The organism is Pseudomonas sp. SH10-3B, from assembly GCF_019891415.1.
GTDB lineage: Bacteria > Pseudomonadota > Gammaproteobacteria > Pseudomonadales > Pseudomonadaceae > Aquipseudomonas.
Genome location: NZ_JAFLXD010000005.1, coordinates 159489 through 183178, shown reverse-complemented (window position 1 = coordinate 183178; position 23690 = coordinate 159489). Strand labels below are relative to the sequence as shown.

At 59.6% G+C, this 23690-nt stretch carries 21 protein-coding genes; 3 read left to right on the top strand and 18 right to left on the bottom strand.

Annotation, left to right across the window (positions count from 1 at the left end; all coding sequences use genetic code 11):
- Positions 1-86: 86 nt before the first annotated feature.
- Positions 87-1076 carry a GlxA family transcriptional regulator gene (locus J1G35_RS06270; protein ID WP_223014101.1) on the bottom strand — a complete coding sequence of 330 codons (990 nt, stop codon included), beginning with the start codon at positions 1074-1076 and terminating at the stop codon, positions 87-89.
- Positions 1077-1366: 290 nt separating this feature from the next.
- Between J1G35_RS06270 and J1G35_RS06265 the strand changes: the two genes are divergently transcribed.
- Positions 1367-2008: an HD domain-containing protein gene (locus J1G35_RS06265; protein ID WP_053127875.1), complete on the top strand. Its 642-nt coding sequence runs from the start codon at positions 1367-1369 to the stop codon at positions 2006-2008.
- 112 nt (positions 2009-2120) lie between these two features.
- Here J1G35_RS06265 and J1G35_RS06260 read toward each other — a convergent pair whose 3' ends face one another.
- The 7 genes from J1G35_RS06260 to J1G35_RS06230 form a co-directional block, all read right to left on the bottom strand.
- Entirely contained in the window at positions 2121-3005 is an 885-nt protein-coding gene (locus tag J1G35_RS06260) for an ABC transporter permease subunit (RefSeq protein WP_053127873.1), read from the bottom strand.
- A complete protein-coding gene (locus tag J1G35_RS06255) occupies positions 3002-3922 on the bottom strand; it encodes an ABC transporter permease subunit (RefSeq protein WP_053127871.1) in 921 nt (306 codons plus the stop codon). Before J1G35_RS06255 ends, J1G35_RS06260 begins: the two co-directional genes overlap by 4 nt.
- Positions 3919-5061: a polyamine ABC transporter ATP-binding protein gene (gene potA / locus J1G35_RS06250; RefSeq protein ID WP_027608405.1), complete on the bottom strand. Its 1143-nt coding sequence runs from the start codon at positions 5059-5061 to the stop codon at positions 3919-3921. The genes J1G35_RS06255 and potA overlap by 4 nt, the downstream gene beginning before the upstream one ends.
- Positions 5062-5126: 65 nt before the next feature.
- Positions 5127-6221, bottom strand: coding sequence for a polyamine ABC transporter substrate-binding protein (locus tag J1G35_RS06245; protein ID WP_053127869.1), 1095 nt, complete (start codon positions 6219-6221; stop codon positions 5127-5129).
- A gap of 155 nt (positions 6222-6376) precedes the next feature.
- Positions 6377-7471: a polyamine ABC transporter substrate-binding protein gene (locus J1G35_RS06240; protein WP_053128159.1), complete on the bottom strand. Its 1095-nt coding sequence runs from the start codon at positions 7469-7471 to the stop codon at positions 6377-6379.
- A gap of 183 nt (positions 7472-7654) precedes the next feature.
- Positions 7655-9019 (bottom strand): aspartate aminotransferase family protein, encoded by a 1365-nt coding sequence (locus J1G35_RS06235; RefSeq protein WP_053127867.1) that lies wholly within the window; start codon positions 9017-9019, stop codon positions 7655-7657.
- 58 nt (positions 9020-9077) lie between these two features.
- A complete protein-coding gene (locus tag J1G35_RS06230; RefSeq protein ID WP_015886417.1) occupies positions 9078-10436 on the bottom strand; it encodes a glutamine synthetase family protein in 1359 nt (452 codons plus the stop codon).
- A gap of 597 nt (positions 10437-11033) precedes the next feature.
- On the opposite strand from J1G35_RS06230, the gene J1G35_RS06225 reads away from it, so the two are divergent.
- Together J1G35_RS06225 and J1G35_RS06220 are read left to right on the top strand one after the other, a co-directional pair.
- Positions 11034-12410, top strand: coding sequence for a glutamine synthetase family protein (locus J1G35_RS06225; RefSeq protein ID WP_003213894.1), 1377 nt, complete (start codon positions 11034-11036; stop codon positions 12408-12410).
- A gap of 203 nt (positions 12411-12613) precedes the next feature.
- Entirely contained in the window at positions 12614-13243 is a 630-nt protein-coding gene (locus J1G35_RS06220; protein ID WP_223014097.1) for a TetR/AcrR family transcriptional regulator, read from the top strand.
- Positions 13244-13311: 68 nt separating this feature from the next.
- Here the strand turns inward: J1G35_RS06220 and J1G35_RS06215 are convergent, their stop codons facing one another.
- The 10 genes from J1G35_RS06215 to argE form a co-directional block, all read right to left on the bottom strand.
- Positions 13312-13527, bottom strand: coding sequence for a TOBE domain-containing protein (locus J1G35_RS06215; RefSeq protein WP_003176783.1), 216 nt, complete (start codon positions 13525-13527; stop codon positions 13312-13314).
- A gap of 28 nt (positions 13528-13555) precedes the next feature.
- Positions 13556-14362, bottom strand: coding sequence for an aliphatic sulfonates ABC transporter ATP-binding protein (ssuB, locus tag J1G35_RS06210; RefSeq protein ID WP_053127864.1), 807 nt, complete (start codon positions 14360-14362; stop codon positions 13556-13558).
- Positions 14359-15147 (bottom strand): aliphatic sulfonate ABC transporter permease SsuC, encoded by a 789-nt coding sequence (gene ssuC / locus J1G35_RS06205; RefSeq protein WP_223014095.1) that lies wholly within the window; start codon positions 15145-15147, stop codon positions 14359-14361. Before ssuC ends, ssuB begins: the two co-directional genes overlap by 4 nt.
- Positions 15148-15156: 9 nt before the next feature.
- Positions 15157-16305 carry an FMNH2-dependent alkanesulfonate monooxygenase gene (ssuD, locus tag J1G35_RS06200; protein WP_025857377.1) on the bottom strand — a complete coding sequence of 383 codons (1149 nt, stop codon included), beginning with the start codon at positions 16303-16305 and terminating at the stop codon, positions 15157-15159.
- Between the two features lie 25 nt (positions 16306-16330).
- The gene (locus J1G35_RS06195; protein ID WP_053127861.1) at positions 16331-17299 is read right to left on the bottom strand and encodes a sulfonate ABC transporter substrate-binding protein; all 969 of its coding nucleotides are present in this window, start codon (positions 17297-17299) and stop codon (positions 16331-16333) included.
- A 99-nt stretch (positions 17300-17398) separates the two neighbouring features.
- The gene (ssuE, locus tag J1G35_RS06190) at positions 17399-17992 is read right to left on the bottom strand and encodes an NADPH-dependent FMN reductase (protein WP_053127859.1); all 594 of its coding nucleotides are present in this window, start codon (positions 17990-17992) and stop codon (positions 17399-17401) included.
- Between the two features lie 201 nt (positions 17993-18193).
- Positions 18194-18832 (bottom strand): peroxiredoxin, encoded by a 639-nt coding sequence (locus J1G35_RS06185; RefSeq protein WP_053127857.1) that lies wholly within the window; start codon positions 18830-18832, stop codon positions 18194-18196.
- Between the two features lie 273 nt (positions 18833-19105).
- Positions 19106-20476, bottom strand: a complete 1371-nt coding sequence (locus J1G35_RS06180; protein ID WP_053127855.1) for an OprD family porin — start codon at positions 20474-20476, stop codon at positions 19106-19108.
- Between the two features lie 624 nt (positions 20477-21100).
- On the bottom strand, positions 21101-22402 hold the full coding sequence (gene argA, locus J1G35_RS06175) for an amino-acid N-acetyltransferase (RefSeq protein ID WP_053127853.1): 1302 nt from the start codon (positions 22400-22402) through the stop codon (positions 21101-21103).
- A 133-nt stretch (positions 22403-22535) separates the two neighbouring features.
- The gene (gene argE / locus J1G35_RS06170) at positions 22536-23684 is read right to left on the bottom strand and encodes an acetylornithine deacetylase (RefSeq protein WP_223014093.1); all 1149 of its coding nucleotides are present in this window, start codon (positions 23682-23684) and stop codon (positions 22536-22538) included.
- Positions 23685-23690: the final 6 nt, after the last annotated feature.

Below are 23690 nucleotides of genomic sequence, written 5' to 3'. Positions count from 1 at the left end.
GAGCTTGCTCGCGAAGGTCGTTAACGATAACGCGTAAAGCCAGAATGAACGCGGTGCCCATGGGTTTCTCGCGAGCAAGCTCGCTCCTACACTGGGCTCGTTGCACGAGCCTGCACCGGCACCGCAAAGTTGAGCCGGAACTGTTGCGGCGTCACGCCCAGCCGGCGATTGAACACGCTGCGCATGTGCTGGGCATCGCGAAACCCGCATTGGTAGGCCACGGTCTTCAGCGGCGCATGCGTGCTTTCGAGCATCACCCGCGCCGCATCCACCCGTGCCCGTTCGACAAACTCCGCCGGCGTAATCCGCGCTTCACGGGCAAACACCCAGGAGAAGTTGCGCGCGCTCATATTGGCGGCCTTGGCCAGGTCGGCGATGGTCAGGTCGCCGGTCAGGTTCGCCAGCACATACAACTGCACCAGCGCCACCGCCGAGGTGGTTTCGGCGTGGGGCGTGAGGAACGGGCTGAACTGCGACTGCCCGCCCGAACGCTGGGTGAACACCACCAGGCGCTTGGCCACGCTCAACGCCACTTCCGGGCCGTGGTCCTGGGCCAACAGGTACAGCGACAAGTCGATGCCCGCCGTGACGCCTGCCGAGGTGTAGAGGTTGCCGTCCTGCACGTAGAGGCGGTCAACCTCGACCTGGGTCGAGGGGCACAGACGCGCCAGGTCGGCAGCATCGTTCCAGTGGGTAGTGACGGTTTTGCCATCCAGCAATCCAGCGCGCGCCAGCATGAAGGCGCCGTTGCAGACCGAACCGAAACGTTGCGCCCTGGCGGTTGCACCCCGGAGCCAATCATCGAACGGCGCGCCGAAATCCTCGAATGGCAGCTGCGGGCCACCGGCGACCAACAACAAGTCATAGGCTTGCAGGGCCTCGCTGTAATGCCGATGGGCCTGCAATGCCAAACCATTGGAGGCGGCCATGGTGCCGTGGCCCAGCCCGATGACCTCTATCTGGTAGTGATCCTGGGGCGGCAGAAAGCGGTTGGCTTCGCAGAACACATCCATGGGGCCGGTCACATCCAGTGACTGGACACCGGGGAAGATCAGGATGGCGACGGTCTTGTGCATGCTCTCAGACACCTTTTCTAGCGGAATAAAATGCAAGCACTGTGGGAGGGGGCTTGCTCCCGATGGCGCTGTATCAGTCAGCAGATGCAGTGCCTGGTACTCAGCAATCGGGAGCAAGCCCCTCCCACATTGGGATTTTTGCAGGCTTCGAGAGTGATATCGCCCGCTACACCCTAGCCGATTTCCCCTTGGCACGATGTGGCGGCAAATTGGCCGGGATCGCACCCTCGTCACCATGGCCGCTTCACGTGTGCGCGACCAAACTGGGTGCTTTCCAGAGGAGAACCACCATGACCACCACCATCGCCGGCATTAAGATCCCGGACAGCGCCCTGGCCAAGGCCACCACCGAATACATCCGTGACATCGAATCCGACCTGCTCTACCACCACTCGCGCCGGGTGTTTTTGTTCGGCGCCTTGAGCGGTGAGCGCAAGCAGTTGGCCTACAACCCGGAGCTGCTCTACGTCGGCGCCATGTTCCATGACCTGGGCCTGGTGGAAGGCCATCGCAGTGATGACGAGCGTTTCGAAGTGGACGGCGCCAACGCCGCCGCGGCCTTCCTCAAGCCTTACGGGCTGAGCGATGACGATATCGAACAGGTGTGGTTGTCCATCGCCCTGCACACCACGCCGGGCGTGCCGCAACACCTGCGCCCCACTGTGGCACTGGTGACCGCAGGGGTGGAAATGGACGTGCTGGGCATGGACTACGCCGCCTTCAGCAGCGTACAGCGCGAAGCCGTGGTGCATGCGCATCCACGCGGTGAAGGGTTCAAGGAGTGCATCATCTGCGCCTTTGCCGACGGCTTGCGCCATCGCCCGCAGACCACGTTTGGCAACGTGAAGACGGATGTGCTGGTGGATCAGGAGCCGGGGTTCAAGCCGATGAATTTTGTCGAGGTGATTCGCAAGTCGCCGTGGTTGGCGTAGCTGAGTTGAAATGCGATCAAATGTGGGAGGGGGCTTGCCCGCGATTGCTGAGTGTCAGTCACTGCATCTATTGACTGACCCACCGCCATCGGGAGCAAGCCCCCTCCCACCTTTAGACCGGCGCCTGCGCCCGACGCACGTCCGGCTGTTTCCAGCCATCGGCAGCGGCTTCTTCGATGGCTTGCTGGATAGCCTTCTTGCGATTCTCTTCGGCACGTCGACTGAAGAACCACACCAGGAAGGTCACCAGCGACACCGCCAGCAGAATCAGGCTGGCCACGGCGTTGATCTCGGGTTTAACCCCAAGGCGCACGGCCGAGAACACTTCCATCGGCAACGTCGTCGAGCCCGGGCCCGACACGAAGCTGGCCAGTACCAGGTCATCCAGGGACAGTGCGAACGACATCATGCCGCCCGCCGCCAACGATGGCGCGATCATCGGGATGGTGATCAGGAAGAACACCTTCCACGGTCGCGCACCCAGGTCCATCGCTGCTTCTTCGATCGACAGGTCCAGCTCACGCAAGCGCGCCGATACCACTACCGCCACATACGCCGCACAGAACGTGGTGTGGGCGATCCAGATGGTGACGATGCCACGCTCCTGGGGCCAGCCGATCATCTGCGCCATGGCCACAAACAGCAGCAACAGCGACAGGCCGGTGATCACTTCCGGCATCACCAACGGCGCGGTCACCAGGCCGCCGAACAGCGTGCGGCCCTTGAACTGGCTGATGCGCGTCAGCACAAACGCCGCCAACGTGCCCAGCGCAACAGCGGCCACCGCCGTGTAGCAGGCGATTTCCAGGGAACGTGCCACCGAGCCCATCAACTGGGTGTTGTCCAGCAGGCCCACGTACCACTTGATCGACCAACCGCCCCACACCGTTACCAGCTTGGATTCGTTGAACGAGTAGATCACCAGGATCAGCATCGGCAGGTAGATGAATAACAACCCCGCCACCAGCATGAAGCTTGAGAAACTGACGCGCCTCATATCTTGCCCTCCATCTCTTTGGCTTGGCTGCGGTTAAACAGAATGATCGGCACGATCAGGATCGCCAGCATCACTACCGCCAGGGCAGACGCCACCGGCCAGTCACGGTTGTTGAAGAACTCTTGCCACAACACTTTACCGATCATCAGGGTTTCCGGGCCGCCGAGCAGTTCCGGGATCACGAACTCGCCCACCACCGGGATAAACACCAGCATGCAGCCGGCGATGATGCCGTTCTTGGACAGCGGCACGGTGATTTTCCAGAAGCTGTTGAAGGTGCTCGAACCCAGGTCCGATGCGGCTTCCAGCAGGCTCTGGTCATGCTTCACCAGGTTGGCGTACAGCGGCAGGATCATGAACGGCAGGTACGAGTAGACCACGCCGATATACACCGCGATGTTGGTGTTGAGGATCTGCAGCGGTTCGTTGATCAACCCCATGGACATCAGGAAGCCATTGAGCAGCCCGTTGTTGCTGAGGATGCCCATCCACGCATACACGCGGATCAGGATCGCGGTCCAGGTCGGCATCATGATCAGCAGCACCAGCACGGTCTGCATCTCTTTGCGCGCGGTGGCAATGGCGTAGGCCATCGGGTAGCCGATCAGCAGGCACAGCAGCGTGCTGAAGAACGCCATTTTCAGCGAGCCCAGGTACGCCGCGATGTACAGCTCATCACCTGCCAGCAAACTGTAGTTGGCCAGGTTCAGCACCACCTGCAGCTTTTGCTCAACGTAGGTGTAGATCTCGGTGTACGGCGGAATCGCTACGTCGGCTTCGGCAAAGCTGATTTTCAGGACGATGAAAAACGGCAGGGCGAAAAACAGGAACAGCCACAGGAACGGAATCCCGATGACCACCTGCTTGCCACTGGGGACGATGCGGTGCAAGCGCCGCTTGAGCTTCTTTATGTTCATGTGCGCAGTACCACGCCACTGTCGTCTTCCCACCACACGTACACCTGGTCACCCCAGGTTGGGCGCTGGCCACGGCGCTCGGCGTTGGCCACGAAGGACTGCACCAGCTTGCCGCTTGGCAGCTCGACGTAGAACACCGAGTGGCCGCCCAGGTAGGCGATGTCGTGCACCTTGCCGCTGGACCAGTTGTGCTCGCAGGTCGGCATTTCGGTGGTGACCAGCAGTTTTTCCGGGCGGATGGCGTAGGTCACCGACTTGTCTTCCACCGAGGTGGCGATGCCGTAGCCCACGTAGATGTCGCGGTCCAGGTCCGGGCACTTGAGCACCGCGTGACCTTCAGCGTCATCCACCACCTGGGTGTCGAAGATGTTGACGTTACCGATGAATTCGCACACCAGGCGGCTGGTCGGCGTCTCGTAGATGTCGATCGGGCTGCCGATCTGGGCGATCCAGCCCAGGTGCATGATCGCGATGCGCTCGGCCATAGTCATGGCCTCTTCCTGGTCGTGCGTCACCATCACGCAGGTCACGCCGACGCGCTCGATGATCTCCACCAGTTCCAGTTGCATCTGCGAACGCAGCTTCTTGTCGAGGGCGCCCATGGGCTCATCGAGCAGCAGCAGTTTCGGACGCTTGGCCAGGGAGCGCGCCAACGCCACACGCTGACGCTGGCCACCGGACAACTGGTGCGGCTTGCGCTTGGCGTACTGGCTCATCTGTACCAGCTTGAGCATTTCGGCCACGCGGGCATCGACCTCGGCCTTGGGAATCTTGTCCTGTTGCAGGCCGAACGCGATGTTCTGCGCCACGGTCATGTGTGGGAACAAGGCGTAGGACTGGAACATCATGTTGATCGGCCGCTCGTAGGGCGGCATGTCGGTGATGTCCACACCGTCGAGGTAGATACGCCCTTCGGTCGGGCGCTCGAAGCCTGCGAGCATGCGCAGCAAGGTGGACTTGCCCGAACCCGAACCGCCGAGCAAGGCGAAGATCTCGCCTTTCTTGATTTCCAGGGACACATCGTCCACGGCAATCGTCTCGTCGAACTTCTTCGTGACCCGGTCGATTTTGACCAGCACCTTTTTCGGTGTCTGGTCGCCCTCGAGGGCTTTCTTATAGGCGCCGGAGGCAACTGCCATTTACGAAACTCCCAAAAAAACGGTGCAGTTCGCCCGAGGCGGACGAACCCTGGATAGTTTGAGCCTTACTTGCCCGTCTTGACCTTGGTCCAACTACGGGTCATTAAACGCTGCACTTTCGGGGGTAGCTCGAAGTTGACGAATGTCCTGTCGAGAACCGCCTGCGGTGGGTAAACCGCTTCGTCGGTGCGTATCGATTGCTTCATCAGTTTGTCCGCCCCTGGGTTAGGGTTGGCGTAGCCGACGTAATCACTGACCTGGGCGATCACCTCAGGTTGCAGCAAATAGTTGATGTAGGCGTGGGCTTCCTTGACGTTGGTGGCATCCTTGGGGATCGCCAGCACGTCAAACCACAGGTTGCCGCCTTCTTTCGGAATCGCGTAGGCGATGTTCACGCCTTTGCCAGCCTCGGCCGCACGGGCCTTGGCCTGGAACACATCGCCGGAGAACCCGGCGGCCACGCAGATATTGCCGTTGGCCAGGTCGGAGATGTATTTGGAAGAATGGAAATAGGTCACGTAGGGCCGCACTTTGAGCAGCTTTTCTTCGGCCTTCTTGTAGTCTTCAGGGTTGGTACTGTTGGGATCCAGGCCCATGTAGTTGAGCACCGCCGGCAGCATTTCATCCGCCGAGTCCATGAAGGACACACCGCAGGTGGCCAGCTTCTTCATGTTTTCCGGCTCGAACAGCACGGCCCAGGAATCGATCTTGTCGACACCCAGCACTTCCTTCACTTTAGCGACGTTGTAACCGATGCCATTGGTACCCCACAGGTAGGGCACGGCGTACTGATTGCCCGGGTCGTTCTTCTCCAGGCGCTTGAGCAGCACAGGGTCCAGGTTGGCGTAGTGAGTCAGCAGCGACTTGTCGAGCTTCTGGAACGCCCCGGCCTTGATCTGCTTGCCGAGGAAGTGGTTGGACGGCACGACCACGTCGTAGCCGGTACGCCCGGCGAGCAACTTGCCTTCCAGGGTTTCGTTGGAATCAAACACGTCATACACGGGTTTGATGCCGGTGGCCTTTTCGAAGTTGGCCAGGGTGTCGGTACCGATGTAGTCCGACCAGTTATAAATATGCACAGTCTGCGCGGCCTGCACGCTGACAGCCAGCGTGAGACCCGCGCCTACCAGCAAGGCTTGGCGAAATAAAGAAATTGGCAAGTGGAGGTCCTCTTAAATAGTTGGGCCCTAAAGTTGTTGCCCGGCAACAAAACCGGCGCGCAACTTACCCTCGATAAACCGATCCGGCAAAACTTTCTGTCATTTATTTGTTTCATTAACCACCGCGGGCTGCGCGGTGGTTAACAAAGACCGGTTTATTTACCGGACTTGATCTTGGTCCAGCTGCGCGTCATTTCACGCTGGGTGGCAGCCGGCAAGTCCGCAATGGCGTAGAGCTTGGCTTGCACATCGGCTGGCGGGTAGATGCCCGGGTCGCTGGTGATGTCTTTATCAACCAGTGCGGTGGCCTTCTCGTTACCGTTCGGGAAACGCACGCTGTTGGTGATCGAAGCCATGACTTCCGGCTTGAGCAGGTAGTTCATGAACTTGTAAGCGGCGTCGACGTTTTCGGCATCTTTAGGGATGGCGACCATGTCGAAGAAGCTACCGGCGCCTTCTTTCGGAATGTCGTAGGCAACTTTCACCTTGCCACCGGCTTCAGCCGCGCGGGACTTGGCCTGCTGGATGTCACCCGAGTAACCCACGGCGACGCAGATGTTGCCGTTGGCCAGGTCGGAGATGTACTTGGACGAGTGGAAGTAGCCAATCGAAGGACGGATCTTCAGGAACAGGTCTTCGGCTTGCTTGAGGTCAGCCTTCTTCTGGCTGTCGGTTGGCAGGCCCAGGTAATGCAGCGCGACCGGCAGCATTTCGGTCGGCGAATCGAGGAAGCTCACGCCGCAGCTTTTGAGTTTGGCGATGTTTTCAGGCTTGAGCAGCACGTCCCACGAATCGATCTTGTCCACGCCCAGCGCGGCCTTGACCTTCTCCGGGTTGTAGCCGATGCCGATCGAGCCCCACATGTACGGGAAAGCGTGCTTGTTGTCCGGGTCGCTGACCGACACGGCTTTAAGCAGGGAGGTGTTCAGGTTGCCGTAGTTGGACAGTTTGGACTTGTCCAACTCCTGGTAGACACCGGCCTTGATCTGCTTGGCGAGGAAGTTGTTCGACGGCACGACGATGTCGTAGCCGGACTTGCCTGCCAGCAGCTTGGCTTCAAGTGTCTCGTTGCTGTCAAAAACGTCGTACACCACCTTGATGCCCGACTCTTTTTCAAAGTTGGCGATGGTGTCCGGTGCAATGTAGTCGGACCAGTTGTAGACGTGCAGCACTTTATCGTCTGCCTGGACCGCGCCCGCCATTGCGCCCATCAGGGACAAGGCAAGGAGGGTCTTGCCAGCGTTCTTCAAACCTAATGCCTTCATTTGGTGATGCTCCAATTTTTTCTTTTTTGGGCCACGTTCTTTTTTCGTTTCGCGGCCCTTGCAGAGGGCAACAAAACAGGGCGACAGTCTGGCAAGTTCAGGGGCCGGCTTTCAACCAAAGCCCCCACATTTATAACTGCCCAGTGCGCTGCGCACTGAGCCTAGCACTTAGCCCTGCAATGCCGCCAAAGTCAGGTCCAGGCACTTACGCGCCTTGGTCACCAACTCGTCGATTTCGGACTTGCTGATCACCAGCGGCGGCGAAATGATCATGGTGTCGCCCACGGCGCGCATGATCAGGCCATTGTTGAAGCAAAAGTTGCGGCAAATCATGCCCACGCCTTTGCCTTCATAACGCTTGCGCGTGGCCTTGTCCTGCACCAGTTCAATCGCGCCCAACAGACCCACACCACGAACTTCGCCCACCAACGGGTGATCATTGAGCTCGCGCAGACGACGCTGCAAATAGGGTGCCGTTTCGCTGTTGACCTGCTCGATGATTTTTTCATCGCGCATGATGCGGATGTTTTCCAGGGCCACTGCCGCTGCCACCGGGTGGCCGGAGTAGGTGAAACCGTGATTGAAATCACCGCCTTCATTAAGCACGGCCACCACGTCGTCGCGCACGATCAGGCCGCCCATGGGGATGTAGCCGGAAGTCAGGCCCTTGGCGATGGTCATCATGTGGGGCTTGAGGTCGTAGAAGTCGCTACCGAACCACTCACCGGTACGGCCGAAACCGCAAATCACTTCGTCGGCAACAAACAGGATGTCGTATTTGGCGAGTATTTCCTTGATGCGCGGCCAGTAAGTGGCTGGCGGTACGATCACGCCACCGGCGCCCTGGATCGGCTCGGCAATAAAGGCACCGACGTTGTCCACGCCCAGTTCGAGGATCTTCTCTTCCAGTTGGTTGGCGGCCCAGATCCCGAACTCTTCGGGGCTCATGTCGCCGCCTTCGCCGAACCAGTACGGCTGGGCGATATGGGTGATGCCAGGGATCGGCAAGTCACCCTGTTCGTGCATATAGGTCATGCCGCCCAGGCTCGCGCCAGCCACGGTGGAGCCGTGGTAGCCATTCTTGCGGCTGATGATGGTTTTCTTGTTCGGCTGGCCTTTGATCGCCCAGTAGTGGCGGACCATGCGCAACATGGTGTCGTTGCCTTCGGAGCCGGAGCCGGTGAAGAACACGTGGTTCATGCCGGCAGGTGCGATGTCGGAAATCGCCTTGGCCAGCTCAAGCACTGGCGGGTGAGCGGTCTGGAAGAACAGGTTGTAGTACGGCAGTTCTTTCATCTGCTTGGCGGCGGCGTCGGCCAGTTCATCGCGACCGTAACCGATCGCCACGCACCACAGGCCGGCCATGCCGTCGAGAATCTTGTTGCCTTCGCTGTCCCACAGGTACACGCCGTGGGCTTTGGTGATGATCCGTGGGCCTTTCTCTTTCAATTGCTTGAAGTCGCTGAACGGCGCCAGGTGGTGATCACTACTCAGGGCTTGCCATTCGCGGGTTTGCGGGTTGTTGCTGGACATACCAATCTCCTAGACTTTTCAGTGAGGGGCGCGCCGTGTGACGGGCGCGCCCGGCGCATCAGACGGCGAAGAGCAGGAATTCCCGCTCCCACGAACTGATCACGCGCTTGAAGTTTTCATGCTCGGCCCGCTTGACCGCGACATACCCTGTGATGAATTTCTGACCCAGGTATTTTTCGATGGTCTTGCTGTTTTCCATGCGTTCCAGGGCGTCTTCAATGGTCAACGGCAGACGCAGGTTGCGTCGCTCGTAACCACGCCCCACCACTGGGGCGCTCGGGTTATGGCCTTCGACCATGCCGATGTAGCCACACAGCAGGCTGGCGGCAATCGCCAGGTACGGGTTGGCGTCGGCGCCCGGCAGGCGGTTTTCCACGCGACGGTTCTGCGGGCCGGCATCCGGTACGCGCAGGCCGACGGTGCGGTTTTCTTCGCCCCATTCCACGTTCACCGGCGCCGAGGTGTCCGGCAGGAAGCGACGGAACGAGTTCACGTTGGGGGCAAACAGCGGCAGCAATTCAGGGATGAATTTCTGCAGGCCGCCAATATGGTTGAGGAACAGCTCGCTCATGCTCCCGTCTTCATTGGAGAAGACGTTCTTGCCGGTGGCGATGTCGATGATGCTCTGGTGCAAGTGCATCGCGCTGCCGGGCTCGCCGGTCATTGGCTTGGCCATAAAGGTGGCGGCCACATTGTGCTTGAGCGCGGCCTCGCGCATGGTGCGCTTGAACACCAGGATCTGGTCGGCCAGGGACAGGGCATCGCCGTGACGGAAGTTGATTTCCATCTGCGCCGTGCCGTCTTCGTGGATCAGGGTGTCGAGGTCCAGCTCCTGCAGCTCGCACCAGTCGTAGACGTCTTCGAACAACGGGTCGAATTCGTTGGCCGCTTCTATAGAGAAGGACTGGCGACCGGTCTCGGGGCGCCCGGAACGGCCAATCGGCGGTTGCAGCGGGAAGTCCGGGTCTTCACAGCGTTTGGTCAGGTAGAACTCCATCTCCGGCGCCACGATGGGCTGCCAGCCTTTGTCGGCGTAGAGCTTGAGGACTTTCTTGAGCACGTTGCGCGGCGACAGCTCGATCGGGTTGCCTTGCTTGTCGTAGGTGTCGTGGATCACCTGGGCGGTGGGCTCGATGGCCCAAGGCACCAGGAACACCGCGTTCTGGTCGGGGCGGCAGATCATGTCGATGTCGGCCGGGTCGAGCAATTCGTAGTAAATGTCGTCTTCGACATAGTCGCCGGTCACGGTCTGCAACAGAACGCTCTCGGGCAGGCGCATGCCTTTTTCGGCGATGAACTTGTTGGTCGGCGAGATCTTGCCCCGGGTGATACCGGTCAGGTCGCCAATCATGCATTCGACTTCTGTGATCTTGTGGTCTTTCAACCAATCGGTGAGCTGGTCGAGGTTGTTACTCATAAATGCCTCTGGGCTGGGTTTCCTGGCATCCATTAAAGGCCAGGCGTTGGTTGACGCAGCATCCGCGTCGTTTTTTCATTCAGGGTAGGAGCTTACCTGCCATTTGCTGCAGCGTTGCATTCCTCACGCCAAAGTCGTGCAGAATCATGAGCGGCCGCGCGGATGGGAGCCGGTCAGTGGCAATCGACGTGGCAAAGATGAGAGCGGACTGGCCGTCAAGAATATTGGCCGGTGCGTGGGCATTCACGCGGGACGAACGGACTGCGGACAAAGCCTGGCTGAAGCAGGCTGAGACGCCGAGTGGCGGCAGGCGAGACATGAAGCACCCCGGTATTATTGCTGTTATGGGTTTGAATCGAGCTTAGCCTTGTTCATTTTTTTACACAACACCCCCGTAAAAAATACAACACGGCCCGCTCAAGCCTGCGAGTCCCAAGCCCGTCAAACCGAAAAAACCGCCCCAAAAAGCCCCAAAAATGCCTTCACGGCGCTTTTTTAGGGCAAAAAAGGCCTCGCTTGACTTCGGCATGCCGTTCGGGTTGACTGAAACCAGAAAAGATCAATGATTGATATTTTTAACAACAAAGGTGTTGCATCATGTCGGTACCCCCGCGTGCCGTTCAGCTTAACGAAGCGAACGCGTTCCTTAAGGATCATCCTGAGGTTCTGTACGTAGACCTTCTAATTGCGGATATGAATGGTGTGGTGCGCGGTAAGCGCATCGAACGCACCAGCCTCCACAAGGTTTACGAGAAGGGCATTAACCTGCCTGCCTCTTTATTTGCCCTGGATATCAACGGCTCAACGGTGGAAAGCACCGGCCTGGGCCTGGACATCGGTGATGCTGACCGAATCTGTTATCCAATCCCTGACACACTGTGCAATGAGCCCTGGCAAAAGCGCCCTACCGCGCAACTGCTGATGACCATGCACGAACTTGAAGGTGAACCTTTCTTCGCCGATCCGCGCGAAGTGCTCCGCCAAGTTGTAAGCAAATTTGACGACCTCGGTCTGACCATCTGCGCCGCCTTCGAACTTGAGTTCTACCTGATCGACCAGGAGAACGTGAACGGCCGCCCACAACCGCCCCGCTCGCCAATTTCCGGCAAACGCCCGCACTCGACACAGGTCTACCTGATCGACGACCTCGACGAATACGTCGACTGCCTCCAGGACATTCTGGAAGGTGCCAAAGAGCAAGGCATTCCGGCCGACGCCATCGTCAAGGAAAGTGCCCCGGCGCAGTTCGAAGTGAACCTGCACCACGTGGCCGACCCGATCAAGGCGTGCGACTACGCGGTACTGCTCAAGCGTCTGATCAAGAACATCGCCTACGACCATGAGATGGACACCACCTTCATGGCCAAGCCTTACCCAGGCCAGGCAGGCAACGGGTTGCACGTACACATTTCGATCCTGGACAAAGACGGCAAGAATATCTTTGCCAGCGAGGATCCCGAGCAGAACGCCGCATTGCGTCACGCGATCGGCGGTGTGCTGGAGACCCTGCCCGCCCAAATGGCGTTCCTGTGCCCTAACGTCAACTCCTACCGTCGTTTCGGCGCACAGTTCTACGTGCCGAACTCGCCGTGCTGGGGCCTGGATAACCGCACCGTGGCGATTCGCGTACCGACCGGTTCATCCGACGCCGTACGTATCGAACACCGTGTAGCCGGCGCTGACGCCAACCCTTACCTGCTGATGGCTTCGGTCCTGGCAGGCGTGCACCACGGTCTGACCAACAAGATCGAACCGGGCGCACCGGTGGAAGGCAACAGCTATGAGCAGAACGAACAGAGCCTGCCGAACAACCTGCGCGATGCCCTGCGCGAGTTGGACGACAGCGAGGTGATGGCCAAGTACATCGATCCTAAATACATCGATATCTTCGTCGCCTGTAAGGAAAGTGAGCTGGAAGAGTTCGAACACTCCATCTCCGACCTTGAGTACAACTGGTACCTGCATACCGTGTAAGCGGTTGCTGCATTGAAAAAACGCTGCGGGCCCTTGGTCTGTGGCGTTTTTTTATGGGTTTCTTCCGGTAGATCGAGTTGGCCTCATCGGGGGCAAGCCCCCTCCCACATTTGAATGTATTCACAGATCAAAGTCTGGGAGGGGTCTGGAAGACAACACACCTTCCTGCTCATACAATGCCCGCTGCCTTGTAGGAGACTTCCATGACCACCCGCCCCGCCACCCTTCGCAAACCCCGTGCCCGCAGCCAGGCGCGGATCGACGCGATTCTCGACGCCGCCCGCACCTTGCTGGCCGCCGAAGGCGTGGCGAGTTTGTCGATCTACAGCGTGGCCGAGCGCGCGCAGATTCCGCCGTCGTCGGTGTATCACTTTTTCGCCAGTGTGCCGGCACTGCTGGAGGCACTGACCGCCGATGTACATGCGGCCTTCCGCTGTGCCATCCAGGCGCCCATCGACCACGATTCACTCAAGCATTGGCGCGACCTGTCCTACATCGTCGAGCAACGCATGCTGACCATCTACAGCAACGACGCGGCCGCGCGCCAGCTGATCCTGGCCCAGCACGGACTGACCGAAGTGACCCAGGCGGACCGCCAGCATGATCTGGAGTTGGGGGATTTGATGCTGGAGGTGTTCAGCCGTCATTTCGAAGTGCCGAGCTTGCCAACCGATGTGGATGTGTTTGCGCTGGCGTTGGAATTGAGTGATCGCGTGTATGCACGCTCGGTGCATCAGCATGGGCTGATTACGCCGCGTATGGCGGAGGAAGGGATGCGGGTGTTTGATGCGTATGTGGGGCTGTATTTGCCGGCGTATCTGCCTAAGCGCTGAATCCTGGGTTGGCTGGGCCGGCCTCATCGGGGGCAAGCCCCCGATGACGGCCTCAAGAGCGACGCAAATCACAACTTGGCGATCGACACCTCAGTCGACTTCACAAAGGCAATCACTTCACTGCCAATCACCAGCTCCAGCTCTTTGACCGAGCGGGTGGTGATCACGGAAGTGACGATACCGGACGCGGTCTGCACGTCGATTTCCGACAGCACGTCGCCGACGACGATTTCCTTGATGGTGCCTTTGAACTGGTTACGCACGTTGATGGCTTTAATAGTCATGGTGGACTTCCTTCGTGGGACAAGTGAGTTATTGAGCCCAACGCAATTGCGTAGGCAGCGGTGAAACAGGTTCGGGGTCGGGCGGCGAGCCGGGCAACGACAGCACGCGGTTGAGTACTTGCGCTTCCAGCGCGGCCAGGCGATGTGAGCCACGGGCCCGTGGGCGCGGCAGATCGACGATCAGGTCGAGGCCGATTTCGCCGTCTTCGATCAGGATCACACGGTCGGCAATGGCCACGGCTTCGCTGACGTCATGGGTCACCAGCAACACGGTGAAGCCGTGTTTTTGCCAGAGGTTTTCGATCAGTTGCTGCATCTCGATACGGGTCAGGGCATCCAGTGCGCCCAGCGGTTCGTCGAGCAACAGCAGACGCGGCTGGTGGATCAAGGCGCGAGCCAAGGCCACACGCTGCTTCTGGCCACCGGACAAGGCCGCCGGCCACTCATTGGCACGCTCGGCCAGGCCGACCGCTTCCAGGGCTTCCAAGGCTTTAGGGCGCCAGTTGCCTTTAAGGCCCAGGCCGACGTTGTCGATGATCTTTTTCCACGGCAGCAGGCGCGCTTCCTGGAACATCAACCGCGTGTCTTCAATCGCCTCGCTCAGCGGCGCCGAACCGGCCAGCAGCTCACCGCCGCTGGCTTTGTCGAGGCCGGCCAGCAGGCGCAGCAAGGTACTTTTACCGCAGCCACTGCGACCGACCACGGCCACGAACTGGCCCGCTGGAATGTGCAGGTCGATTTCCTTGAGCACTTCCCGCGCGCCGAAGGCCTTGCGCAATTTGCGCACCGCCAGGGGAATCCCCTTCAGCAGGCGCGGAGGTTGTTGAGCGGTCATGCCGCACCTCCTTTATGGACTTGATACGCCGGGTGCCAGCGCAGCCAAACACGTTCCAGACCGCGCGCGGCCAGGTCGGCCAGCTTGCCGAGGATGGCGTACATCACGATGGCCAACACCACCACGTCGGTTTGCAGGAATTCGCGGGCGTTCATCGCCAGGTAGCCAATCCCGGAGCTGGCAGAGATGGTTTCCGCCACGATCAGCGTCAGCCACATAAAGCCCAGGGCAAAGCGCACGCCCACCAGGATCGACGGCAGCGCGCCCGGCAGGATCACTTGCCAGAACAGGCTGAAACCGGACAAGCCATAGCTGCGCGACATTTCCACCAGCGCCGGGTCGACGTTGCGGATGCCGTGGTAAGTGTTCAGGTAGATCGGGAACAGCGTGCCGAGGGCCACCAGGAAAATCTTTGCGGTCTCGTCGATGCCGAACCACAGGATCACCAGCGGAATCAGCGCCAGGTGCGGCACGTTGCGGATCATCTGCACCGAGCTATCCAGCAGGCGTTCACCCCACGTCGACAGGCCAGTGATAAACCCCAGCGCCAGACCGATGCTGCCACCGATCACAAAGCCCAGGCCGGCCCGCCAGCCACTGATAGCCAGGTGCGTCCAGATTTCGCCGCTGCGCACCAGGTTGACCCCGGCCTCAATCACCGCGCTGGGCGCCGGCAGGATGCGTGTCGACAACCAACCCGCCGACACTGACAACTGCCACACCGCCAGCAATAGAATCGGCAGCACCCAGGGCGCCACGCGATGGCTCAATTTTTCAAAATTCATGGCGCCGCCTCAGCTCTGTGACGCAGCTTTGGGAAGGATGTCGTTGGCGACCATTTCGCCGAACGGGCTTACGTAACCGGCGCTTTTTGGCAGCTCGGGACGTTCGATGTCCAGGTGTGGGAACAGCAGCTCGGCGACCCGATAGGACTCTTCCAGGTGTGGATAACCGGAGAAGATAAAGGTGTCGATGCCCAGCGCTGCGTACTCCTTGACGCGCTCGGCTACGGTCGGGCCATCGCCCACCAGCGCGGTGCCCGCACCGCCACGTACCAGGCCGACACCGGCCCACAGGTTGGGGCTGACTTCCAGGTTGTCGCGGTTGCCCCCATGCAAGGCCGCCATGCGCTGCTGGCCGACGGAATCGAAGCGCGCCAGGGAAGCCTGGGCACGGGCGATGGTGTCGTCGTCCAGATGGGAGATCAGTTTGTCGGCGGCTTTCCAGGCCTCCTCGTTGGTTTCGCGCACGATCACATGCAGACGAATACCGAAGCGCACGGTGCGCCCGAGTTTCGCTGCCTTGGCCCGCACCTGTTCGATCTTCTCGGCGACTGCGGCCGGTGGCTCGCCCCAGGTCAGCACCATCTCCACTTGTTCGGCGGCCAGGTCCTGGGCCGCTTCGGAGGAACCGCCGAAGTACAGCGGCGGGCGTGGTTGCTGGATCGGCGGGTAAAGCAACTTGGCGCCTTTGACGCTGATGTGCTCGCCGTCGTAATCCACGGTTTCGCCTTCCAGCACGCGCCGCCAGATGCGGGTGAATTCCACCGAGGCCTGATAGCGCTCTTCATGACTGAGGAACAAGCCATCGCCGGCCAATTCTTCCGGGTCGCCACCGGTCACCAGGTTGAACAACGCACGGCCGCCGGACAGGCGGTCCAGGGTCGCGGCCTGACGCGCGGCTACCGTCGGGGAAATGATCCCAGGGCGCAGTGCGACAAGGAATTTCAACCGCTGGGTCACCGGGATCAGCGAGGCGGCCACCAACCACGAGTCTTCGCAGGAGCGACCGGTGGGGATCAGCACCCCGCCGAATCCCAGGCGGTCGGCGGCCTGGGCCACTTGCTGCAGATAACCGTGATCAACGGCGCGAGCGCCTTCGGCGGTGCCAAGGTAATGGCCGTCGCCGTGGGTAGGCAGGAACCAGAAAATATTGAGGCTCATGGAGTTGTCTCCTGAAGAAATCGGATTACGGTGCTTTAGCCACGGCGGCAGGTGGCGTCCAGATCACGTCCTTGATGCTCAAGGGCTTGGGGATCAATTTGAGTTGGTAGAAGCTGTCGGCGATTTTCTGCTGGGCCGCCACCACTTCCGGGGTCAGGAACAACGCGCCGTAGCCCTGGCGTTTCACCGAGGTCAGGGTGATGTCTGCCGGCAGGCCCAGCAGCGGCGCGACTTGCTCGGTCACTTCCTGAGGGTTGGCCTTGGACCATTCGCCCACGGCGCGCACTTCTTCGATCAGCGCCTTGACCACTTCAGGGTGCTTTTCGGCGTAAGGCTTGGTGGCCAGGTAGAACTGGTGGTTGTCGGCAATGCCGGTGCCGTCACGCAGGGTGCGCGCTTGCAGTTGTTTCTCGGCGGCGGCCTGGTACGGGTCCCAGATCACCCACGCATCCACACTGCCACGCTCGAAGGCGGCACGGGCATCGGCGGGCGGCAGGAAGACGGTCTGCACGTCGGTGTATTTCAGGCCGGCGTCTTCCAGGGCGCGCACCAGCAGGTAGTGCACGTTGGAGCCTTTGTTGAGCACGACTTTCTTGCCCTTGAGCTCGGCCACCGATTTGATCGTCGAGTCTTTCGGCACCAGGATCGCTTCACTGGTTGGCGCTGGCGGTTCGTAGGCCACGTAGAGCAGGTCGGCACCGGCGGCCTGGGCGAAGACCGGCGGGGTTTCCCCGGTGACACCGAAGTCGATGGAGCCGACGTTCAGGCCTTCGAGCAATTGCGGGCCGCCGGGAAACTCGGTCCATTGGACATTGACGCCTTGGGCCGCCAGGCGTTTTTCCAGGGTGCCCTTGGCCTTGAGCAGCACCAGCGTGCCGTATTTCTGGTAACCGATCCGCAGGGTCTCGGCAGCTTGAGCTTGAACAATGGCGCCGAAGGACACAGCCGCAGCAAACAGTGCGACCAGACCACGACGCAAGATGACAGTGCGCATGGCGCTCTCTCCAAATAGTGCGATAAGGGGGTTGGCTGCACCTGCTTGGCCGTTGGCGGCTGAGTAAGGTGAGTACATCTATATAGCGGTGAGGCTGACTTAAATGCTCCAGCGAGCACTCAACAAACGTTCATTCAACACATGCGGGTCCAACGGTTTCGGACGACGGGCCATGGCGCCGTAAAGCGTCTCCAGGGCCTCGTGCAAACGGTGTTCGAGGACCGGCACCAGTTGCGCCTGGACACTGCCTTCGCCATAGGCGATCTGGCTGTCTTCGGCGAAAATCCCGTGGAGCAATTCCTGGGCTTTGAGGGCCGACAACACTGGCTTCAACGCGTAGTCCACCGCCAGCATGTGGGCGATGCTGCCGCCGGTCGCCATCGGCAGCACAACCTTGTGGGCCAGGGCGCGTTCGGGCAGCAGGTCGAGCACGGTTTTCAACGCGCCGGAGAACGACGCCTTGTACACCGGCGTGGCGATCACCAGGCCATCCGCGTTAGCCACCTGTTGCAGCAGGTCAATGACCTTGGGGCTGTCGAAGCGTGCATGCAGCAAGTCTTCAGCCGGGAAGTCCCGTATCTGGTAACTCACCACTTCCACGCCCTTGTCTTGCAACCACTGACGGGTTTTTTCCAGCAAGACCCCGGAGCGGGAACGCTGGCTGGGACTGCCTCCAAGTGTTACGACCAACATGCAGGATTTCCTTGAGCAAGTGCCGGCGGTTCGCTGTGTGGCGATGGCGCCAAGATGGAACAGACCTTATCAGCAGATTTATATATCTATAAATCTTATTTTTTCATTTGTTTATTCTATAAATGCATATGAGATTTATAAGTCGCCAGGCGAAAAAAAAGGCCGTAAAAACGGCCTGAAAACCCCTGTTGTGATTCAGCGTCAACGATTGGGCTGTGGAGTAAGCCGCAAATACGGCTTCACCGCCCGATAGCCCTTCGGAAAGCGCTTCTTGATCTCTTCCTCGTCCTTGAGCGACGGCACGATCACCACTTCATCACCGTCCTGCCAGTTGGCGGGGGTGGCGACTTTGTAGTTGTCGGTCAGTTGCAGCGAGTCGATGACCCGCAGGATTTCGTGGAAGTTACGGCCGGTGCTGGCCGGGTAGGTGATGGTCAGGCGGACCTTCTTGTTCGGGTCGATCACGAACAAGGAACGCACGGTGAGGGTGTCACTGGCGTTCGGGTGGATCAGGTCGTAGAGGTCCGAAACCTTGCGGTCGGCGTCGGCCAGGATCGGGAAATTGACGACGGTATCCTGGGTTTCGTTGATGTCTTCGATCCACTTGTGGTGCGAGTCCACCGGGTCTACCGACAGGGCAATGGCCTTGACGCCGCGCTTGGCGAATTCGTCCTTGAGCTTGGCGGTAAAGCCCAGCTCCGTGGTGCACACCGGGGTAAAGTCCGCCGGGTGGGAAAACAACACACCCCAGCTGTCGCCCAGCCATTCGTGGAAACGAATCTTGCCGGCGCTGGAATCCTGTTCGAAGTCGGGGGCGATGTCGCCCAGTCTTAGGCTCATGGTGTGGCTCCTGGTGAGTGCTTATGGAGTCCACTGTGCATGGATTACGGATTATTTAAAAAGAATAAATATCGATTTATCTAGACGATAAAGGAATATTAAAAATGTGTTCATTGGACGTGGGAAATGGGGAGGCGCAACATCGGTTCCAAGGTTCGAGAAGGCCTTGAGACGCTGTACAAAGAGGGGTTCAGGAAGGGCTTGCGGGGGTTTAGCCCGACTTGAAATGCAAGACACCTTGCCCGGCAGTGCGCCAGGCAAGGTTTTACGCAGTTACTTGAATGCGTAGGTGTAGCTGACGATTACACGGTTTTCGTCTTGATCGCGCGCGGCAGCGACATCGTTGCGCCACATAGCGTTTTTCCAGGCGACGCCGACGTTTTTGAACAGGCCTTCTGGCACTACGTAGGCAACAGTGATATCGCGCTCCCACTCGGACTGGCCGGTGAACTCGGCACGGCTACCGTTGACGGTGTCGATGTCAGTACCCTTGAGGTACACAACACCAGCGGTCAAGCCAGGCACGCCAACCTTGGCGAAGTCATAAGCGTAGCGAGCTTGCCAGGTACGTTCGCCGGCACGGGCGAACTTAGCGATCTGCATGTCAGTGGTCAGGTAAGCCGACGAACCGTCGCCCTGGTTCAACCAAGGGAAGTCGCTGCTACCGTTGCTGACCTGGTAACCACCACCGAAGGTGTGGCCGCCCAAGGTGTACAGGAACAGGCCGCTGTACAGGTTGTTATCCACCTTGCCGCGACCGGAGTTGACGCCGCTGTAGTTGCCCGAGGAGAAGTAAGCCGACTCGTTGCCGTTCTTACCGTCATCGGAGCTGTGGAAATAACGCAGGTCAGACTTCAATACGCCAGGACCGATGGCCCAGTTGTGGGTCAGACCCAGGAAGTGCTGCTTGTAGAAGTCTTCCAGGTTGCCGTAGTAGTACTGGGCAGTCAGGTCCTTGGTGATCTTGTAGTCACCACCGGCGTAGTAGAACTTGTTGCTGTCACGCCAGTTGGCGCCACGGGAGTTGGCACCCGAGATCGACAGGTTGTCGACGTTGCTGGAGTTACGACCCTTGGCTTTTTCGATCTGACCGGCAACCAGCGTCAAGTCTTTGATGTCGTTGGTAGTGATCTGGCCACCTTGGAAAGTCTGCGGCAGCAGACGACCGTCGTTGGTCACGATAACCGGCAGCTTAGGCTGCAGGGTACCCAGCTTCAGTTCGGTCTGGGAGATCTTGGCTTTGGCAGTCAGGCCCAGGCTCGAGTAGTTATCAACAGCTTCGCCATTGGACTTGCTCGGGAACACAGTGCCGCCGTAGGACGAGGCAGTAGCGCCGTTGGTGCCGCCGCCGGAATCCAGGCGAACACCCAGCAGGCCGATAGCGTCAAGACCGAAGCCTACGGTGCCTTGGGTGTAACCGGAGATGAAGCGCAGGTCGAAGCCTTGGCCCCATTCTTCTTGCTTGCTCTGAACACCAGCGCGCTTGTTGGCTGCAGTGCCGGCAGCCGAGTCACGGTTGTCGGTATTGATGTAAAAGTTACGCAGACCCAGAGTTACTTTACTGTCATCGATGAAACCGGCAGCGCCTGCTTGCTGAGCGATTACGCCCAAAGCTACAGACAGCGCCAAGGTGGACTTCTTCATGTACCGCTCCTCTCATTTCTAATTTTTGTATTTCTTTGGTCTCGGGTCTGACGCCCTCGATCCACAGATGCGCGATTAGCACCGGATAGTGACTGACAAGTCAATCGTAACCTTGTGTGTCTACTACCTTCGTCTAACCACCGTTGATTTGGTCCCTGCAGGGTAATGAGTTTTTCATACACCCAAAAAGAATTATTTCATTCTTTTTCATACGATTCAGGAATAAGCCTTTCCGTGATGCGAACAGGCCAGCATAGACCATCCGCTCAACAAGCTAATTCCTAAAGGGTATTTATTAGCGCTTTTTTAGATCGATTAGCGTGGCCGGTCTGCCGCATACGTCACCCACGATCAAAAAGGCGACGCCATGATGGCCAAAGGCACATCCTCCCGTCAATTTGTTACAGTTTTTGTGTCACTAATAGTTTCTTTTGGTGTCAAAGCCGCCCATTCGACGATTCAAGTGTTTGTGGGCTCCCACAATCTATCCGTATCCGCCATCCTGTTATCGGCGTCAGATCAAGAATTCTTAAACTTTAGTCGTGCGTGACGGCACGCCAGATTGGCCTGCGACGCGGGCAGGCTCTTACACGAGCCTGCCCAGTGACTTGGGGGGGTAGGGCTTTACAAGGCCTTCTCGAAAATCTTCGAGTTACGCTGGTAGTTGTAGAGCGACGCCCGCGCGGATGGCAGACGGTCTACGCTGCTCGGCACAAAACCGCGCTCACGGAACCAGTGGGCAGTGCGTGTGGTAAGCACGAACAAGGTCTTCAACCCCTGGGCACGGGCACGCGTCTCGATGCGCTCAAGCAGCTCATCACCGCGCCCGCCATGGCGATACTCCGGGTTCACCGCCAGGCACGCCAGTTCACCCGCGTCCGAATCGGCGATCTGATACAACGCCGCACAGGCGATGATCATGCCTTCGCGCTCCACCACGCTGAACTGCTCGATCTCACGCTCCAGCACTTCCCGCGAGCGGCGTACCAGGATGCCCTGCTCTTCCAAGGGGCTGATCAGGTCGAGCAGGCCGCCGACGTCTTCAATCGCCGCCTCGCGCACCAGTTCGAATTGCTCCTGGGCCACCAGCGTACCGCCGCCATCGCGGGTAAACAGCTCGGTGAGCAACGCGCCGTCTTCGGCGTAGCTGACGATATGGCTGCGCCCTACCCCGCCCCGGCAAGCCTCGGCCGCCGCATCGAGCAATTCGGACTGGTAGTTACTGCTGCCCAGGCGTTGCAGGTGCGCTGGTACTTGCTGCGGACGCAACTCACGCACCAGGCGGCCATTTTCATCGATCAGGCCGAGATCGGCACCGAACAGCAGCAACTTATCGGCCCCCAGGTCAATGGCGGCGCGGGTGGCGACGTCTTCGCAGGCCAAGTTGAAGATCTCACCCGTAGGCGAATAGCCCAGGGGCGACAGCAGCACAATCGAGCGCTCGTCCAGCAGGCGATTGATGCCTTTGCGGTCGACCCGGCGCACTTCGCCGGTGTGGTGATAGTCCACGCCTTCCAGCACGCCGATAGGACGTGCCGTCACCAGGTTGCCGCTGGCCACCCGCAGGCGCGAGCCCTGCATCGGCGACGAGGCCATGTCCATCGACAAGCGCGCTTCGATGGCGATACGCAGGTGGCCGACCGCGTCGATGACGCACTCCAGCGTCGCCGCATCGGTGATGCGCATACCTTCGTGATACGCCGGGATCAGGCCGCGCGCTTCAAGGCGCGCTTCGATCTGCGGGCGCGATCCGTGCACCAGCACCAGGCGCACGCCCAGGCTGTGGAGCAGCACCAGGTCGTGGACGATATTGCCGAAGTTCGGATGATCCACACCATCGCCCGGCAGCATGACGACAAAGGTGCAGTCGCGGTGGGCATTGATGTAGGGCGAAGCGTGACGAAGCCAATTAACGTAGTCGGGCATGGAACCTGGGCCTGTAATAAGAAGCAGCCGAAAAAGGATGAGTCGTGAAAACGCACAGCGGGCTGATGGTTATCGTCGGAACAGGCTTGGCGACACGCTCGCTCTCCTTATGTACGAATGGACAGGGGTTAATTTACGCAGGTTTCAGGCAGTAATGTTCGATCAGTTCCCGCAATAGACGCACTGTAGGCGTCAAGCGTGACATTTCGAGGTACTCGCCGGGTTGGTGGGCACACGCAATATCGCCAGGGCCCAGCACCAGGGTTTCACAACCAAGGCGCTGAAGATAAGGCGCTTCGGTGCCGAACGCTACTGCTTCGGCACGATGCCCGGTCAATCGTTCCGCGACCCGCACCAGCTCGGCGTCTTCAGCCTGTTCGAACGGCGGCACTGCAGGGAATAACGGCGCGTAGTCGATCTTGACTTTATGGCGCTCGGCCAGCGGTTCGAGCTTTTGCCGGATCGCCGCACGCAGCACTTCGGGGTCCATGCCCGGCAAAGGTCGCAGGTCGAATTCCAGGGAGCACTGGCCGCAGATACGGTTGGGGTTGTCGCCACCATGGATACAGCCGAAGTTCATGGTCGGTTGCGGCACGCTGAATTGCGCGTTGCGGTACTCGCGCTGCCAGGCCAGGCGCAGGCCGCGCAGCTCGCCGATGGCGTCATGCATGGCTTCCAGGGCGCTGTGGCCCAGGCTTGGATCCGACGAATGGCCACTTTGGCCGAGAATGTCGATGCGCTCCATCATCACGCCTTTGTGGAGGCGGATCGGCTTGAGGCCGGTGGGTTCGCCGATCACCGCGGCGCGGCCCAATGGACGACCGGCTTCGGCCAATGCCCTAGCACCGGACATGGAGCTTTCTTCATCGCAGGTGGCGAGGATCAGCAGCGGTTGCTTGAACGGTTGATCCAGCAACGGCAACACCGCTTCAATCGCCAGCGCGAAAAAACCCTTCATGTCGCAACTGCCCAATCCTACCCAGCGGCCGTCGACTTCCGTCAGCTTGAGCGGATCGGTCTTCCACAGCGCAGCGTCATAAGGAACGGTATCGCTATGGCCGGCCAACACCAGGCCGCCGGGGCCAGTGCCGAAACTGGCCAGCAGGTTGAATTTGCCGGGGCTCACGGGCTGGATGTCGATGGAGAAACCCAGATCGCCCAACCAACTGGCGAGCAAATCGATCACCGGACGATTGGTCTGGTCGAGAGACGCTTGGGTACAACTCACCGAAGGCGCGGCAATCAACGCGGCGAACTGCTCTTTCATGGACGGTAACGGCATACGCGG